The sequence below is a fragment of the Deefgea piscis genome (assembly GCF_019665785.1).
Lineage (GTDB): Bacteria > Pseudomonadota > Gammaproteobacteria > Burkholderiales > Chitinibacteraceae > Deefgea.
Genome location: NZ_CP081149.1, coordinates 1,360,936 through 1,376,446, shown reverse-complemented (window position 1 = coordinate 1,376,446; position 15,511 = coordinate 1,360,936). Strand labels below are relative to the sequence as shown.

General features: G+C 42.9%; 14 protein-coding genes. 11 read left to right on the top strand and 3 right to left on the bottom strand.

All coding sequences use genetic code 11. From position 1 onward, the window contains the following. Nucleotides 1–205: 205 nt before the first annotated feature. From K4H25_RS06430 to K4H25_RS06415, 4 genes are all read left to right on the top strand, one after another. Complete coding sequence (locus K4H25_RS06430) at nucleotides 206–790, top strand: hypothetical protein (protein WP_221022519.1); 585 nt, start codon at nucleotides 206–208, stop codon at nucleotides 788–790. Nucleotides 791–871: 81 nt separating this feature from the next. Beyond that, entirely contained in the window at nucleotides 872–1,204 is a 333-nt protein-coding gene (locus K4H25_RS06425; RefSeq protein ID WP_221022518.1) for a DUF2750 domain-containing protein, read from the top strand. 121 nt (nucleotides 1,205–1,325) lie between these two features. Beyond that, the gene (locus K4H25_RS06420) at nucleotides 1,326–1,874 is read left to right on the top strand and encodes a hypothetical protein (protein ID WP_221022517.1); all 549 of its coding nucleotides are present in this window, start codon (nucleotides 1,326–1,328) and stop codon (nucleotides 1,872–1,874) included. Between the two features lie 152 nt (nucleotides 1,875–2,026). Next, nucleotides 2,027–3,457 carry an IS1182 family transposase gene (locus K4H25_RS06415; protein WP_221022516.1) on the top strand — a complete coding sequence of 477 codons (1,431 nt, stop codon included), beginning with the start codon at nucleotides 2,027–2,029 and terminating at the stop codon, nucleotides 3,455–3,457. A 270-nt stretch (nucleotides 3,458–3,727) separates the two neighbouring features. On the opposite strand, the gene K4H25_RS06410 is transcribed toward K4H25_RS06415, so the two are convergent. Beyond that, nucleotides 3,728–4,285: an SOS response-associated peptidase gene (locus K4H25_RS06410; protein WP_221022515.1), complete on the bottom strand. Its 558-nt coding sequence runs from the start codon at nucleotides 4,283–4,285 to the stop codon at nucleotides 3,728–3,730. A 165-nt stretch (nucleotides 4,286–4,450) separates the two neighbouring features. Here K4H25_RS06410 and K4H25_RS06405 point away from each other — a divergent pair, with 165 nt between their 5' ends. Continuing rightward, entirely contained in the window at nucleotides 4,451–4,900 is a 450-nt protein-coding gene (locus K4H25_RS06405; protein WP_221022514.1) for a LexA family protein, read from the top strand. Next, on the top strand, nucleotides 4,879–6,168 hold the full coding sequence (locus K4H25_RS06400) for a Y-family DNA polymerase (RefSeq protein ID WP_221022513.1): 1,290 nt from the start codon (nucleotides 4,879–4,881) through the stop codon (nucleotides 6,166–6,168). The genes K4H25_RS06405 and K4H25_RS06400 overlap by 22 nt, the downstream gene beginning before the upstream one ends. 98 nt (nucleotides 6,169–6,266) lie before the next feature. On the opposite strand, the gene K4H25_RS06395 is transcribed toward K4H25_RS06400, so the two are convergent. Next, complete coding sequence (locus K4H25_RS06395) at nucleotides 6,267–7,397, bottom strand: hypothetical protein (RefSeq protein WP_221022512.1); 1,131 nt, start codon at nucleotides 7,395–7,397, stop codon at nucleotides 6,267–6,269. 897 nt (nucleotides 7,398–8,294) lie between these two features. Next, entirely contained in the window at nucleotides 8,295–8,609 is a 315-nt protein-coding gene (locus K4H25_RS06390) for a DUF6471 domain-containing protein (RefSeq protein ID WP_221022511.1), read from the bottom strand. A gap of 183 nt (nucleotides 8,610–8,792) precedes the next feature. On the opposite strand from K4H25_RS06390, the gene K4H25_RS06385 reads away from it, so the two are divergent. The 5 genes from K4H25_RS06385 (at nucleotide 8,793) to K4H25_RS06365 (ending at nucleotide 15,479) form a co-directional block, all read left to right on the top strand. Then, a complete protein-coding gene (locus K4H25_RS06385; RefSeq protein ID WP_221022510.1) occupies nucleotides 8,793–9,635 on the top strand; it encodes a TnsA endonuclease N-terminal domain-containing protein in 843 nt (280 codons plus the stop codon). A gap of 2 nt (nucleotides 9,636–9,637) precedes the next feature. Continuing rightward, entirely contained in the window at nucleotides 9,638–11,743 is a 2,106-nt protein-coding gene (locus tag K4H25_RS06380) for a Mu transposase C-terminal domain-containing protein (RefSeq protein ID WP_221022509.1), read from the top strand. A gap of 1 nt (nucleotide 11,744) precedes the next feature. Continuing rightward, nucleotides 11,745–13,352, top strand: a complete 1,608-nt coding sequence (locus tag K4H25_RS06375) for an AAA family ATPase (RefSeq protein ID WP_221022508.1) — start codon at nucleotides 11,745–11,747, stop codon at nucleotides 13,350–13,352. A gap of 23 nt (nucleotides 13,353–13,375) precedes the next feature. Continuing rightward, entirely contained in the window at nucleotides 13,376–14,194 is an 819-nt protein-coding gene (locus tag K4H25_RS06370; protein ID WP_221022507.1) for a thermonuclease family protein, read from the top strand. A 265-nt stretch (nucleotides 14,195–14,459) separates the two neighbouring features. Then, complete coding sequence (locus K4H25_RS06365; protein WP_221022506.1) at nucleotides 14,460–15,479, top strand: hypothetical protein; 1,020 nt, start codon at nucleotides 14,460–14,462, stop codon at nucleotides 15,477–15,479. The last annotated feature ends 32 nt before the right edge of the window (nucleotides 15,480–15,511 follow it).

Sequence of the window (15,511 nt, the reverse complement as noted above, 5' to 3'; positions counted from 1 at the left end):
AATTTGAGCTGACCGCTTTTGAATAGGGTTGCGTCGATTGCTGGACTGTAAGCTAACATCATGTTCTTCTTAGGCAACATCAACCATTTTACTTTTGCGACAGCAACTGAGTGAACCGACAATGGCTAGTCAGGTGAGAGGTATCTGCCAGGAGCGGACGGCTACAACAAACCTCGCCTCTGCTTCCAAACAAACGAGCAACTTAATGAGAAATAATCAATCTGATTGGGCGCAAGGTGTTGCACTCAGGAAGCAAGTTAACCAGATTGTCAGTCAGGATATTGATGCTGCTTATCTACTTGCAAAATCAATTCGACACCCTTGGTATCGTTGCCAAGCATTAAGTGCTGTCGCAGAAAAAGCATCAGACTTTTCAATAAACAAAATACTGAGTGAGTCCTTCCAATCTGCAATGATGTGCCATGATTCCAACCGGCGGGTTTGTGTTGCCTGCAGGCCTCTGCTGGTAGCAATAAATAGAAATCGTGAAAAGTTAATGAATGAATTCCTTCATCAGTGCATGAAAGAAATAAATTCACCTATGGACCCTTTAAGTAAATGGTGCTCTGTTGATGTTTTAATTGTCATCAAGAAAAAACAGAGCCTACTTGATTTGTTTATTAAAACATTTATTAAATCGACATCAAAAGGCTATGGATGGCGAGTCATCAGAGCAATAAAGATTTTGCAGGCAGATGATGACATCAACAAGGATTTTAGATATATCAGCCACCTTGAAAAACGACTAAATGAAATTCAGGCGTGGTCAAGAAATCAGGGCTCTACATAATTTATTTCCTTCCGCTTAGGGTCGATAACAGGTGCTAGTCGGCTACAGGCGGAACTTATTAAGAATCAGGAGGCTAAATTAATGAATTTACATCTCGTTTCAGATTTGCATGATAACTATGAGCGCTTCATTAAGAAGGTTCGTGAGTCTAAAATCGTTTGGGGTTTGAAATCTGAGAATGGCTGGGCTAATTGCGACTCAAATGAGTTTGACTGCCAAGTTTTACTTTTTTGGTCTGAGCAGGCTTACGCAAAGCGGCATGCAAAAGCAGAGTGGGCGAACTATCAACCAGCAGAAATCGAACTTAAATCATTTATAGATAATTGGCTTAATGGAATGCATAAAGATGGCCTGCTTGCTGGAGTTAACTTCAATGCCGACCTTGCAGGTTTGGAAGTCGCCCCCTTGAGTTAGCAAGCTTACTAATTGACTAGAGTGGCTCCTTTGGGTCGAAAACAGGCGGCAGTCGGCCAAATGTGGTCAACCCCCTGTTTAGTTTTATGTGCTAATAAATGTAATCATTTGGATGAATTTTATGAAATCAACTTTCTTATTACTTCTTGCTTTGCCATGCATGAGTTATGCCTCACTGTTAGATGAAAATTTATTAGTCACACTTCCAACTGGCTATAAGATGGACTTCCAGAACAAACAAGGCACCATAGTCACAACCGAAATGGTTCCTCAAGCAGAGTCCGTTAGTAATTGGACTGAAATGGTCACGACACAGGTTTTTTTAGGCTCAAAAATTAATAATGTAACTCTGGCGCAATTTCAAACATACATGGGCAAAACTTGGTTAGCTGCATGCAAAGATGGGAATGTTACACCACTTAAAAATGGTAAAGAAAATGGCTATGATTTTTCACTTTGGGTGCAAACATGTCCGTTAAATTCTGCGACAGGAAAGCCAGAAAATACTTGGTTCAAAGCAATCAAAGGAAATGATAGTTTTTATATTGTTCAAAAAGCATTTAAGTTTGACCCAACTAAAGAACAGGTTGCCCAATGGACGCAATATCTGCGTTCCGCAATTGTTTGTGATACTCGGCTTGTTGAAAGTCCTTGCCCTACTTCAAAATAATTGTATTTAAACATTGGGACGAAGCTGCCTGTTATTGCTTTCAATGGCATATTTTAAACATGATGTGGCTCACAGGCCGCAGTCGGCCCAGACTGTGTAAAAACGCGCCTTGTAGTATGATTTTGCCATGACCAAGGGACGAGGTGTTTGTTTTGAAACGCTTTATCGAAGGTGAAAGCCGAACGCAGACTACCTTACTCCCAGAATGCCTTGATGACTACATTGCTGAAGCGAATCCAGTGCGCATTGTTGATGTTTTTGTCGATGAGCTCAATCTGGCTCAACTTGGTTTCGACTGTGTCGCGCCAGCCATAACGGGACGGCAGTCCTATCACCCCAGCGTGATGCTCAAAATTTACATTTACGGCTATTTGAACCGCATTCAATCAAGTCGTCGCTTGGAGCGCGAAGCACAGCGCAACGTCGAACTGATGTGGCTGAGTGGCAAATTAACCCCCGACTTCAAAACCATCGCCAACTTCCGCAAAGACAATGGCAAGGCCATCATCAAAGTCTGTCGCCAGTTCGTATTGCTCTGCCAGCAACTCGGTTTATTCACCGAAGCCATCGTCGCGGTCGATGGGAGTAAATTCAAAGCGGTTAATAATCGAGACCGCAATTTCACCAGCGCAAAATTACAACGCCGCATGGAAGAAATTGAAAACAGCATTCAGCGTTATCTGGCAGCACTCGATACAGCAGACCGCCAAGAGCCCGCCACTGCGGCGGTGAACGCCGAGCGCTTGCAGAACAAAATCACAGCTTTGAAAGCCAAAATGGCTGAGTTGCAAACGATTGAAGTGGCGCTAAATCAAGTCCCCGATAAGCAAATATCACTGACCGACCCCGATGCCCGCTCCATGAAATCGCGAGGGAATGGCATCGTTGGTTACAACGCGCAAACTGCAGTGGATACCAAAAATCATTTGATTGTTGCGCATGATGTGAACAACGAGGGTTCTGACCGTTCGCAACTCAGCAAGATGGCACAGCAAGCAAAAACAGCGATGGCCGTCGAGAAACTCACCGCGATTGCTGACCGTGGTTATTTTAAAAGCGAAGAAATTCAGGCCTGCGATGAATCGCAGATTAGCGCCATCGTTCCTAAGTGCATGACCTCCGGCGCGAACGCAAAAGGTCGGTTTGATAAATCCGATTTCATTTATGACGCGCAGACTAATGAATATCAGTGTCCTGCTGGTGAGCAACTTACGCAACGTTGCATCAGCATTGAGAAAGGACAGACGCTACATAAATACTGGAGTTCTAAATGTCAGGTTTGCCATTTGAAAACGCAATGCACTCCAGGCAAGGAACGACGTGTTACTCGTTGGGAACATGAAAATATCTTAGATGCAATGCAAACTCGGCTAGACCAAATGCCCAATGCGATGCGGATTAGAAAATCAACGGTCGAGCATCCGTTTGGCACTTTAAAGGAATGGATGGGCGCGACACACTTCCTAACCAAAAGCCTAGAGCACGTCCGAACTGAGATGAGTTTGCATATACTCGCTTACAACATGAAGCGAGCAATGAAGATTGTAGGAATTGAGAACCTAATGGTGGCAATGAGAGCCTAAAAGGCTTTTTTGCAGCTAATGGCGGCTAGGTTTGCGAACAAATGAGCAGTGAAAAACACAAAAAACGATTGTGAAGGTGAAGTGGGCTTGGCCTGCCGCAGCGTTTTTACACAGTCTGGGCCGACTACTGCCTGTCGCATATTTTAAACCAGTCAATCATAGTGGGCTGCAATCCAAGTTTAGCTGTGGCTAAACTGGTAAGGGGGTCGCGATGCTCAAAGAGTTTGGGTGGATAAATTGAATAGGATTCCGCATCAGTTTCTAATCCTCTCAAAACAAAGACTTCTGCTGCAACAAATTTGAGTGTGTTTTTTGCAAAGATTGTGCTTCAACCTTCATTAACTCTGCTTGATAGTTTTTCAAAAAAGTACGTGCTAGTTCCATGCTTTTGCAACTTAGCCATGCGTCGTAATTGGCCTCAGGAATAATGACCAGATTTCGTTTTTCATCATCGGGCTTGTGCATTCTCTTCATCAGCGGGTGTTCATCAGCGTTGATGGTGATTTGTGTGAACGAATAGCTGCGCAGGCCATTCTCTTCTTCCCATGCTCGCCACAGTCCGGCCACCGCAAATGGCGCATTGTTCGCCAAGCTAATTTGGTGTCGTACTGCTTTGCCTGATTCATAGCATGGCTCAAAAAATCCCTTCATCGGCACCAGACAAAGTTGGCTGCGTTGCCATGCGCCTTGGTAGCTTTTGAGTTGCCCTATGGTTTCAGCCCGCGCGTTCATCGTGCTGTAGCGCGCACCTTGCGGTAGTTTTGCTTTGGGTAAAAAGCCGTAGTTCGCAACCACGGCTTGTCGCCCTTGGCGGCCATGCACAATCATCGGCGCAGCGTAGTCTTGCCAGACTTCATCAGGCTAGTCGGCTTTCGGTTCACCAGCAGCAAAATGGCTGAGCACTAACCGTTTAGGAATTGGAATGTAGTTTACGCACACAACAAAGAACGTTCGTTCTATAATATTCTGATTCAGATAGTTTCAGGATAACCCATGTCACTCCATTTGCATCCACCTATACCCGCCGCACTTGAGCCGCAATTACTGCTGTTGCCCCTGATGGGCGTTTCTGTTTCGGCAGGTTTTCCATCTCCTGCCGAAGATTGGGCAGAAGAGCGCGTCGATTTAAACCTGCGCTATGTTCAGCATGCCGAAGCGACGTTCTATTTTACCGTTTCAGGCGACAGCATGGTCAGCCCAATTGCGGAGCGTTCAATTCCCGATAGCGCAACGCTGATTATTGACCGTGCCTTGAGCGCCAAGCATGACGATATTGTCGTGGCGGTGATTGATAGTGATTTTACTGTGAAGCGGCTGTATTGCAGGGGCAAGCGTTTGGCATTGATTGCAGAGAATCCGGCTTATCCGCCTATCGTGATTGGCGATGAACAAGAGTTGTCGATTTGGGGCGTAGTCACCGCATGGATAGTGAGGCCACGATGATTGCTTTGGTCGATGTGAACAATTTTTACGTATCCTGCCAACGCGTATTTGAACCCAAGCTGATTGGTAAACCCGTGGTGGTGCTATCAAATAATGATGGCTGTGTAGTGGCGCGCAGTGCCGAAGTCAAAGCCTTGGGCATCAAGATGGGAGCACCGTGGCATCAGTTACGTGAGTTTGCGGAGCAGGAAGGCATCATTGCTCGCAGTAGCAATTACGCGCTGTATGCCGATATGAGCCATCGGGTAATGACCATACTGAACCGCTTTAGTCCGAACCAAGAAATTTACAGTATCGACGAGTGCTTTTTGAGTTTTGACGGTTTACCGCAAGACCATACCGAACTAGGGCAAGAAATCCGTCGCACTGTACTGCAATGGACTGGCTTACCCGTCTGCGTTGGCATTGCACCAACCAAGACACTCGCCAAGCTGGCCAATCACACCGCTAAGAAACAAGCACCGTTTAATAGCGTGTGCGAATGGTTCAAACTCAGCCCCGGCCAGCAAGATGCACAAATGCAATCCTTAGCGGCTAGTGAAGTCTGGGGTATTGGTCGGAAAATATCTGAACGAATGGCGCTGGAAGGTATACACACCATTGCGGATTTGAGAGCAGCGAACGCTGACCAGATACGCCAACGCTACAGCATTGTCGTGCAGCGCACCGTACATGAACTACGTGGCATACCTAGCATTGAACTGGAAGAATCGACTCCCGACAAACAGCAAATCCTGTGTTCACGCAGCTTTGGCCAAACTATTTATACCGAACAAGAGTTGGGCCAAGCCATCAGCACCTACATTGCTCGCGCCGCTGAAAAACTACGGAAACAAGGTTCAGTGGCGGGGAGTTTAGCTGTGTTTATTCGCACCAATCCATTCCGCCCTAAAGACCCACAATACAGCCAGCACATCCTCGTTCCACTCACCCAAGCCAGCGACGACACGCTACTACTGACCCGCGCCGCGCTGTGGGTACTCAAGCGGATTTATCGAACCGGATTTGCCTATGCAAAAGCAGGCGTGATGCTGTGTGACCTGCAGCCCCGAACGGCGGTGCAAGGTCATTTATTCCTACAAACCGCCGACCCCATTAAGCGCGCAGCACTGAACAAAGTAATGGATGACATCAATCGACAATGGGGCCGCGGCTCAATCCGAGTGGCTAGTGCAGGATTCAACCACGGGTGGAAAATGCGACAGAATCGCGAATCGCTGCACTGGACAACAAGATGGGCAGAGATTCCGATTGTAAAAGCAAACTGATTAACAAACGAACCTGCGGCCCTTTGCCCCTTTGTAGATTATATTTATTCGAATAATGCCAATACATATATAGCGCAAGGGATATTAATCACTGGCCTTTATTCTTCAGAAAGTTCTGGAGCATTCCAGTCTGAACGAATAACTAGTATTTTTTTACCATCCTGTGAAAAATAATATGCTGTAATATGATTGTTACCCATTGATTTTTCACTCTTCAGTTTATCTAAGGCGCGGATTAAACTTGCTTTAAAGTTATTCTTGTTTGAAGAATATCCCGAAAGGCAATATAGCCACTCAACTGCTAGCCATTTTGGTTTTGAATGACTAGTATAAAAACATGCTAACCATCCTTTGAGTCCATCATAACTGCTGGCTTTTTTACTAATTGAAGTCCATTCATTTGGTCCAAAAAGCTCAGCAAATGATTTAGTAACTCTTAGTGCCATTTTGTCACTGGCACGAAAATTCCCTGTTGGTTCTCCATCTTCGAAGTTAATTGCCAAAAGTTTTGGTATCTCAATATTCATTCGATTAATACGAAGTCGCAGTTGAGCAAAACTTAATCTAAGTAGACTTGCTCTAATCGCTTTGTGAGAGTCAATACTGTAACTAACCCCCAACCGAAGACAAAATTTATAAAACGAAGTTTGTATGTCATCCGTACATACGACTTCATCGATATCTGCATTTTTGTCTAAAGCCAATGGCTGTTCTCTATAGTATGACAAACAATTAGCGTAAACTTTTCTATCAAATTGACACAGCTCATACCCACTAAACAATAGCGTCAAACTTTTATACGTTGCAATAATCTTGGATGCGACTAATAACGTTTGGTCACCAGCAAGCACATTGGCATTATTTGCCTGAACACTTGCACTTGGTGAGAAAAGCGCAGACCGTATAAACGCCTTAGGCATGATTGAAGTAACTTCCACTAAACAAGGGAGATATACGTCATTACCACGGCGTGTTGCTTGATACCGTCTCGACTCTTGTAATTCTTCTGCTGTCGCTTCACTTGGTATCACAGCAATGCTTGGAACTAAATTTTCTAGTTTTTCTTTTCGTTCAAGACCGTCTGCAAGTTTATTAAGCCGTTCTGCTGCATTTAAAATTGTTATTTGGCTGTCAGGTAACGCTGTCAATGCTGCACTTGCAGTTCGACTTACTAAACTCCGTAATTCCTCAATTTCATTTTTTTTAACAAGTTTGAGCGGCTTATTCATTGTTACGTGCCTTCTCAATGAAAAGAGTCATCAATGCACGAATCATTGAAGAACCGTTGCTGCCCCTGCTAGTGCAAGTCGCATAAAATTCTTTATGTAGATGTTTTGGAACTCTAACTGCTAGCTGGATAGTATCGTTGTCGGGCGTCTTTTTAGTGGCCATTTTATATACACGAAGTTGTTGGTAACTTCACGGTATATGTACAATTTTCCTGCATGACCTAAGCGCACACTATCACTCAGGCAAAAAGGCATGTTAATTGCAGGTAAATTTTATTGGTCAGTTAGTTAACTTGGGGTTTAGAGCGTGTTTACTTGGGGTTGATATTGAAATAGTTTGGGCTTTGCATCGTATTGACTGGGGGTTGGTAACGTATCTTGTCCAGCAGAGGAAAAAACACACTGAAAATACAAGCTGTTTTGCTCATATATACATCTACTTAGGAGTTATAGACTTTATAGTCTGTTTAGTTCATGTGAGTCAGGCTCGGATTCTCAGCATGTTAATACGCTCGCACTTTTCCGTCGCAGTAAAAGCTCCATACTCAATAGAGCCACATTTGCTCGTTGTCATCGTTATTTAAACGTATTACATCGAACTATGAAACGTCTAGTGCTGATAATTTTGTGCAGGCGTACTGCGTAATTTTGGCAACCAAGGAAGGTGGCATTTATGGAAGCTAAAAAATGACAGAACCTCAGTGCGGCCTAAGAAATTTTGCAACATGCTATTTATGCTCTAAAGTGAAAACAGCGTACTACGCAACCAAAGAACACTTGAAATGATGCCTTAAAATCAGGCAGGTATCTCCTATTTTTGAGAGGGTATGCTGGAGATTTCAGTGTTTGAAGTTAATGTATCAAACGATATACGTGACGTTTACCTACGTAATTTTGCTACGTCAAATCACAATCCTGGCTGCGGTTTTTTGACTCAGCTGGACCAGAAAACTGAACTCTGTCAATTCGCTGAGTTGCCGTCACAATTACCAACTCGGCTTCTATTGCTCTCATCACCTGTAAGAAAAAAACGAAAGAAAAGCTGCCGCGAGAAATTTTATTTGCGATTGCTCTTTCTGTGGTTGTCACTCCCTGCTTTTGTAGTCGCTTTACGAGTCGTGCGTAGCTTATATCTCTTCGCTCAAGTTCTGCTCTTAGTGTCGACTTTGCCTCTTGCAGCCAATAGCGTTCTTGATTACTCATCTTTTCCATCAAAATTCCCTTTTTCCACAAAAAAATTATCTCATAAAAAAGATATTTATCCCATATATGAGATTCATGACTGTTTTCATAAAATCATGACTGTGTAGCTTTCCGATACTTTTGAGCCGCTTCTTTCTCAGAACTATTTGCTGCGAAAAACGGTTAATTAATGAGACAGAATTGGAGAAATGTATGGGACCAAGAAAATCAATTTGGACTGAAGAGAAAATCACTCGGTTAGAACGCGAAGGTCGCGGTAAGGGTATTCAATCCGATTATAAGCCGTGGGTTCAAATCAATGACTTGTCGTCACTAGGCAACAGTCATCGGGTCTATAGCGAAAAAACAAAAAGAGTACATCATTTGCTGTCAGACATCGAATGGCACTTATTTCTTATGTTAGAGCATTCAAGAGATGTTTTAGATATCCGCGAGCAATATCCGCTAAAGCGCGAGAAGACGCTATCACTCGCTGCGGAGTTAGATATCAAGCATCCGATTTATCCCGCAACCAAAATTGCGACTGTTATGACCTGTGATTTTTTGGTTACGCTAAATCAAGAAGGTAAAAACAGTCTGCGTGCTTTTAGTTGTAAGAATGAAGCCGGTATTGAAAAGTTGAGGGACCTCGAAAAACTTGAGCTTGAGCGCAGCTATTTCGAGCGGCTCGGTATTCCATATCACCTTGCTATTTCAAGTCAGCTCTCAAAAAACAAAATTAAAAATCTTTTGTGGTGTCGCGGGGCAACCATTGCTGGTGGGGAAGTCAGCTCTGAAGAACTCGATGTACAGGCTGAACATCGTCTGCGTTTGATTCATGCTATTCGCCGTGCGGGCCGGGGTTCGTTGGGGGATTTCTGCAAGAAACAAGACGAGTTAGCGGGTCTAGATATTGGTAGTTCTTTGTTTGTTATTCGCAATTTGCTTTGGCACCGAGAGTTGCTAACTGACTTAAATTCCGCTCGTCTGACAGAACAACCCATGCCTACGTTCAAATTAGCTTCTTACGTAGAAAATAAAATTACGAGAGCATAATTATGCTATTCCAAAATCAAATTCTTGAAATAATTAAATTAAAAAAACGCTTTAGGGTTCTCTATATAAATTCACCTGAGAATTTGGTTTGGTTATATAGCTTGTCTGACCCATTGGCAATTCCACAGGCATTTTCTGAAGAGTCAATTGAGCAAGCATTAGCTAATGGCGACATTACCAATCATGACGTTGATGGTATTCTGACGCTTCGCAGCCTTTCCGAAACCGCTCTTTTACGTAGAAAAAAGGCATACGAATGGATTGAGCCACTTATAAAATCACCCCTTATTTTGCAGGCTGAATTTCGCTCAAAAATGGTTATTGAAAGGGCTAGTGAACTTAATTGTTCAAATCAAACTCTTTATAAGTATCTACGTTCATGGTGGTCTGGTGGACAAACAGTGAATGCACTTGGCGCAGCTTTTCATCGATGTGGCAGTCAAAAAGGCAATACAGTGCGTAGAGGAAGACCGACAAAGTTTAATCTAAACGATATTTATCAACTCTCTGATAAAGATTTTAAATGTATTAAGAACATAATTGAGTCAGTTTATCTTAAAAATAAAAATTGCTCAATCGATGCTGCGCATACTCAATTACTCAATCGATATTATTCTTATTTGAATGAAAATGGTCAGCGCTGCCATTTGGCGCCTGGCGAATGCCCGAGCATAAATCAATTTAGGTATTACTTAAAAAAGAACTATTGTCATGAAGAACAGATTCGCCGACGCCATGGTGATGCAGTTTTTGAACTTGAACATCGAGGAAAATTGGGAAGTTTACGCGAAGAAACCTACACCGTTGGGGAGGTATATGAAGTCGATGCAACCATTGCTGATGTGTATCTTGTTCACTCTAGTAACCGAGCAAAAATTATTGGAAAACCAACTGTTTACATGATTTGCGATAGAAAAAGTAATTTAATTGTCGGGTTTTATGTAGGAATTGAGAGCCCTTGTTGGTCTGCAGCAATGCATGCATTCAAATCTATTTCAGAAGACAAAGAGAAGTTGTGTCAAAGATATGGTGTTCATTATGACGCACGAGACTGGCCCGCAGATAAAATATTTCCCCAGAGTATTTTTGCAGACCGAGGAAGCGAAATGTTAGGCAAGAATAGTTCAAATTTTGCTGAAGAACTTAAAATTAAAGTAACTAATCTACCTGCTCGACGCGCAGATAAAAAACCATATATTGAGAGTGGGTTTAAAAAATTACTACGTCCAAATGCAAATTCAGTTCCTGGGTATAGTCCTCCTGAAAATTTTGGAAAACGACAAATAAGTGACCCAGCGCAAGATGCAGCGTTAACATTGCATGAATTCACGACCTTAGTTATTGAGCATATAATTAAATCAAATAAAACACCACTTACTAATAGTCCGCTTTCACCTGAATATGTACTAAATGATATATTGCCAACGCCAATCAATATTTGGAATCTCGAAGTTAGAGACCGTGCAGGACAATTGACTCGCTTCTCAGAAAATCAAGTTTTGTTTGCTTTACTTGAAAAAGAAGTTGTTTCTGTTACGCCAGAGGGCATAAAGAAAGGTAAATGTTATTACTCTTCACCTGAGGCTGAGGCGCGGGGGTGGTTTTCATTGGCAAGAAATGGAATATCCAAAGTCACAATATCATTTGATAAGCGTTTGGCTGACAAAATTTACGTTCACGATATAAAAAGTGAAAATGGTTACTTCATTGCAAGTTTATTGGACAAGTGTGATAAGTATCGTGGATTAAGTTTTGAAGAGGTTAAAGTTATTGAAGATGAAATTAATCTAGCCGCACATATTAGTAAGCCAATTAAAAAACAATTGGCCGGCGACTTTTTAAGTAATACCGAAGATATGATTAAAAATGCCATAGCAGAAACAAAAAAAGCGACAAAAGGGTTAAACAGAAAATCTCGGAAAAAAGATACAGTAGAAGCGCGCAAAGATGAGCGCCACACTCAGCGCCAGACAGAAGCAAATCTAGATAGAGAGGACACACTCAGAGTCAGTTCTGAGGTCGAAAAAAGCTTGTCCAGCCAATCAATTCAGAAGCAAGCCCCTAAGTCAGTAAGTTCATTACTAGACGATATGATTAACGGAAAATAATATGCGATACGTAACGGCACAATATTTAGAACAACGCATTCCGCAATACCGAGGTAATCCTTTAATTGAAGCATTGCCCCCCACAATAGATGAACGTGAGTTTCTCAAATCACTACTATGTGTTCCAGAATTTGACGTTCAACAACGCGAATGGACGATTGCAGAACGTATGCAGATGCTGGGGCAATTAGGTAGCTTTATGATGCCGCTCAATCGCCATGTTCAACTGGCACAGGCCATAGAAATGCTAATAAAACAAGGATACGTTGGCAGGGCACCACGAACGGCTGAATTTAATGCAAAACTACGAAAGATATATGATTTGCAACAAGCTGGTCAAAGCTTCAGTCAAAGTGCGGGACAAATAACTGCTCAACTTTCTGCTGCGTTTTTGGGAATGCCCGGCATGGGGAAAACCACAACAATTAAGCGTATATTGGCTCGTTATCCTGAAGTTATTTTTCATCCCGAGCTCAATTTTTATCAAGTGCCATATTTGATGGTCGAAACGCCATATGATGGAGCGAGTGTAAAAGGTTTGGCTGAGTCAATTTTTCGGAAACTCGACAACCTGTTTCCCGATGCAAATTATGGAAAAACTTACGGAGGCAATACGCGCTCTGGCGCTGAGACACTAATGAATCACGCTGCACGTTTAATTCACATGCATGGCGTCGGCGTTCTGATTGTCGATGAAATTCAGAACTTAGAAAATTCCCCGAAAAATCGACAAGCATTAATGACGTTATTAGTTTCTGCAAGCAACGAACTTGGAGTACCAATTATTTTTGTCGGTACGAATAAAGCTAAAAATCTTCTCAGCCTGGATTTTCGGCAGGCGCGTCGTTCAACTGGAATGGGCTCTGTATTCTGGGATTCACTTGTTCGTGGGGGGCATGAAACACCATCTGAATGGGAAGACTTTATTCGAATTCTATGGCGCTATCAATGGGTTAAAGAACCCCTTCAAATCACCTCGCAGCTAGCCGACCTGATGTATTTTCACTCGCAAGGCATTATCGATGTCGCGATTAAGCTCTTCGCATTGAGCCAAGCGCGGGCGATTCAAGATGGCTCAGAAACGTTGAGTTCAGTGCTAATTGATGACGTTGCGTGCAAAGATATGTCGATGATTCAGCCTATGATTGAAGCTTTGCGTAGCAAAGACCGTCGGGCACTAGAACGTTGTCAAGACATTGCGCCATTAAGCTTAAATTCGATGATGTCAGATATCGGGTCTACATTTTCGGGCCACACGATTCGTGCAGCTACGATTACTCCAGCAGATGAATCTTTTCAAACTGAAGTTAGTGATACTCTAATGGGACTTGGCTTTGATGCTAAAAATGCTGAAATTATTGCCAGTTCTAATGAAGTTGCTAACTCAACCAACGTTCTTGAAGCTGTTAGCAAAGCGGTTACGCGCGGCAGCTCCGGGCGTGCCATAAGCCGACGCAAAAATACAAAGGATGCGCCTGAGCTCATTAAGTCATATCCAATCGGCGATTTCAGAAATGCGCATAATCCTGATGTCGCAGGTACCAATCATTTTGAACGTTTGAAGACGCTGAGAATATTGCCCGATTTAGATAATATTCTGAATATCTAAGTACCAAAGTAAATAATGGGGCTATGCCCCATTATTTACCTCTTCTCGTGAAAAAATCGCCTACTGCAAATTCTTATTCAATTGAGCAACCCAAACTTATCGAAAGCGCTCTGCCCAAGCAACACTTGTCTGAAGTTTTATGCCCCAAGCTTCAGTGTTCAAATTTAGCATCGCCTCATATCTTAAGAATGATAAATATGTCAAAACTTGTCCTAGTTTTAGTTCTATCCCTATGTTTCACTCAGTCATTTGCTGAAACACTGTCTGGTCGCATTGTAGGTGTAAGTGATGGTGATACAGCCACACTACTCACCACCGCGAACAAGTCAGTTAAAATTCGCTTGGCACAAATCGACGCACCAGAAAAAGCGCAAGCATTTGGGGCAAAGTCCAAACAATCCCTTTCTGATTTAATATACGGCAAGGCCGTGAGCGTTGAAGTAGAAACCAAAGACCGCTATGGGCGCACTGTTGGCAAAATCATCGTCAATGGAATTGACGCCAACCTAGAACAAATAAAACGTGGAATGGCGTGGTTCTATGTCCAATACGGACGTGACTCGACTTACAGAGACGCAGAGCTTCGCGCCAAAACCTCACGGACGGGTCTATGGGCAGATATGGTAGCAACTCCACCTTGGGAATTTAGGCACGGCAAAAAAACGGGCCAGTCGGTTAACGTTAACCAAACAAATTCGGCGAACGCAGGGAATTGTGGGTCTAAACGCTACTGCAAAGAAATGGCTTCTTGTGACGAAGCAAAGTTTTATTTGCAGCAATGCGGCGTCAGAACAATAGATGGCGATGGTGACGGCATACCGTGCGATAAACTGTGCCGCTAGTTAGCCAAAGCAACGGCTCATGGGTTTCTATTTCCACATGCATACGCCCTAACTCCATGCAATTTTAGTATTCAACCATCAAGAATCTGCTGTCAATCAAGTGCAATCAACTGTGCAGGCATAAGACTATGTTTTGAACAATCATGTCTAACTACCTGATGATTCGAAATTAACTAGTTAGCTACGGATTAATTGGTACAACCATTCATCATGCAACTGAAATAACACTATACGATAACATCTACTTAAGTGTTATTTCTTTGCCATGAATTGGATTGATAGTATTTCCAGAAGTGCTGACGGATTTGTTTTAAACAAAATAAATAAAGATGGACGAAAATATCAAGAGTCGATGAGTAATTTATCGAATGGATTTTTTGAAGGAAAAACCAAAAGAACACGGATTAATACACATTTTCAAGATTGGCAACCCGTCACCGGCATCAACACTTGGAATGTGTTAGGTCTCATCGACTTTCACCCTGCTGACCAACACCAAGTTTACGAATGCACGATTGATGAGCAAATATTCCTAATTCCTGCTCAAGTGCTAATAAAAGCACTTATCCGACCAATAAAGCATTTGAACTCATATGTATTCCAGCCGGCAGGGTTGGACCAAATATCATTACCACTGCTAGAAGAAGACAGACCTAGCTCAGGTTTTTTTATTCCACTTCAGCGACTTTTTGGAAGTCTGCGTGGAATCAGTCCGGGTATTTTGGCCGCATTTTGTTGGATGCATTGTTTCCCTAGTGCACGCGCAATGTGGCACAGCATTTATCAATTTGCGTGTGTCGGTCGTCTTGACTTGAAGCTACCAGCGGCATCGGTGACTTCAATCTTGCACTATGTCGAATACGAAAACAGTTGCATCGTTACTGACATGACAGTGATGTCACTTACAGCTACTGAACCCCCTTTTGAGTTTGCTTCGGCTCATCCAGCAAGCATAGTGCTTCATGAGAGCCTGGCTTCTAACTGGAAAAAATTCTCCGCATCAGACACATCAGTCCCAAGTCGTAATGGAATTTGGAAGCTTTCAGATGCAGAGTGGGAAATTGTGAGGGGAATATGTGAAAAGCGTAATTACTCGAAACATAGTCAGCGTAAAATTATTGACCTAATTTTAACAAAACGCGGTACTGGAATTTCTTGGAGAAAATTAGATTTTAATGACGGACTCAGTTTTCCGATTGTAATCAGAACATCACGTCGCATGGAAGAGGATGGCCGTTGGCACGAATTACTTCAGGAGTTACGGCTGTTGCGTTCTGCTCCATGATTTTATTTTTTACCCTCATTGCTCAGATGCTA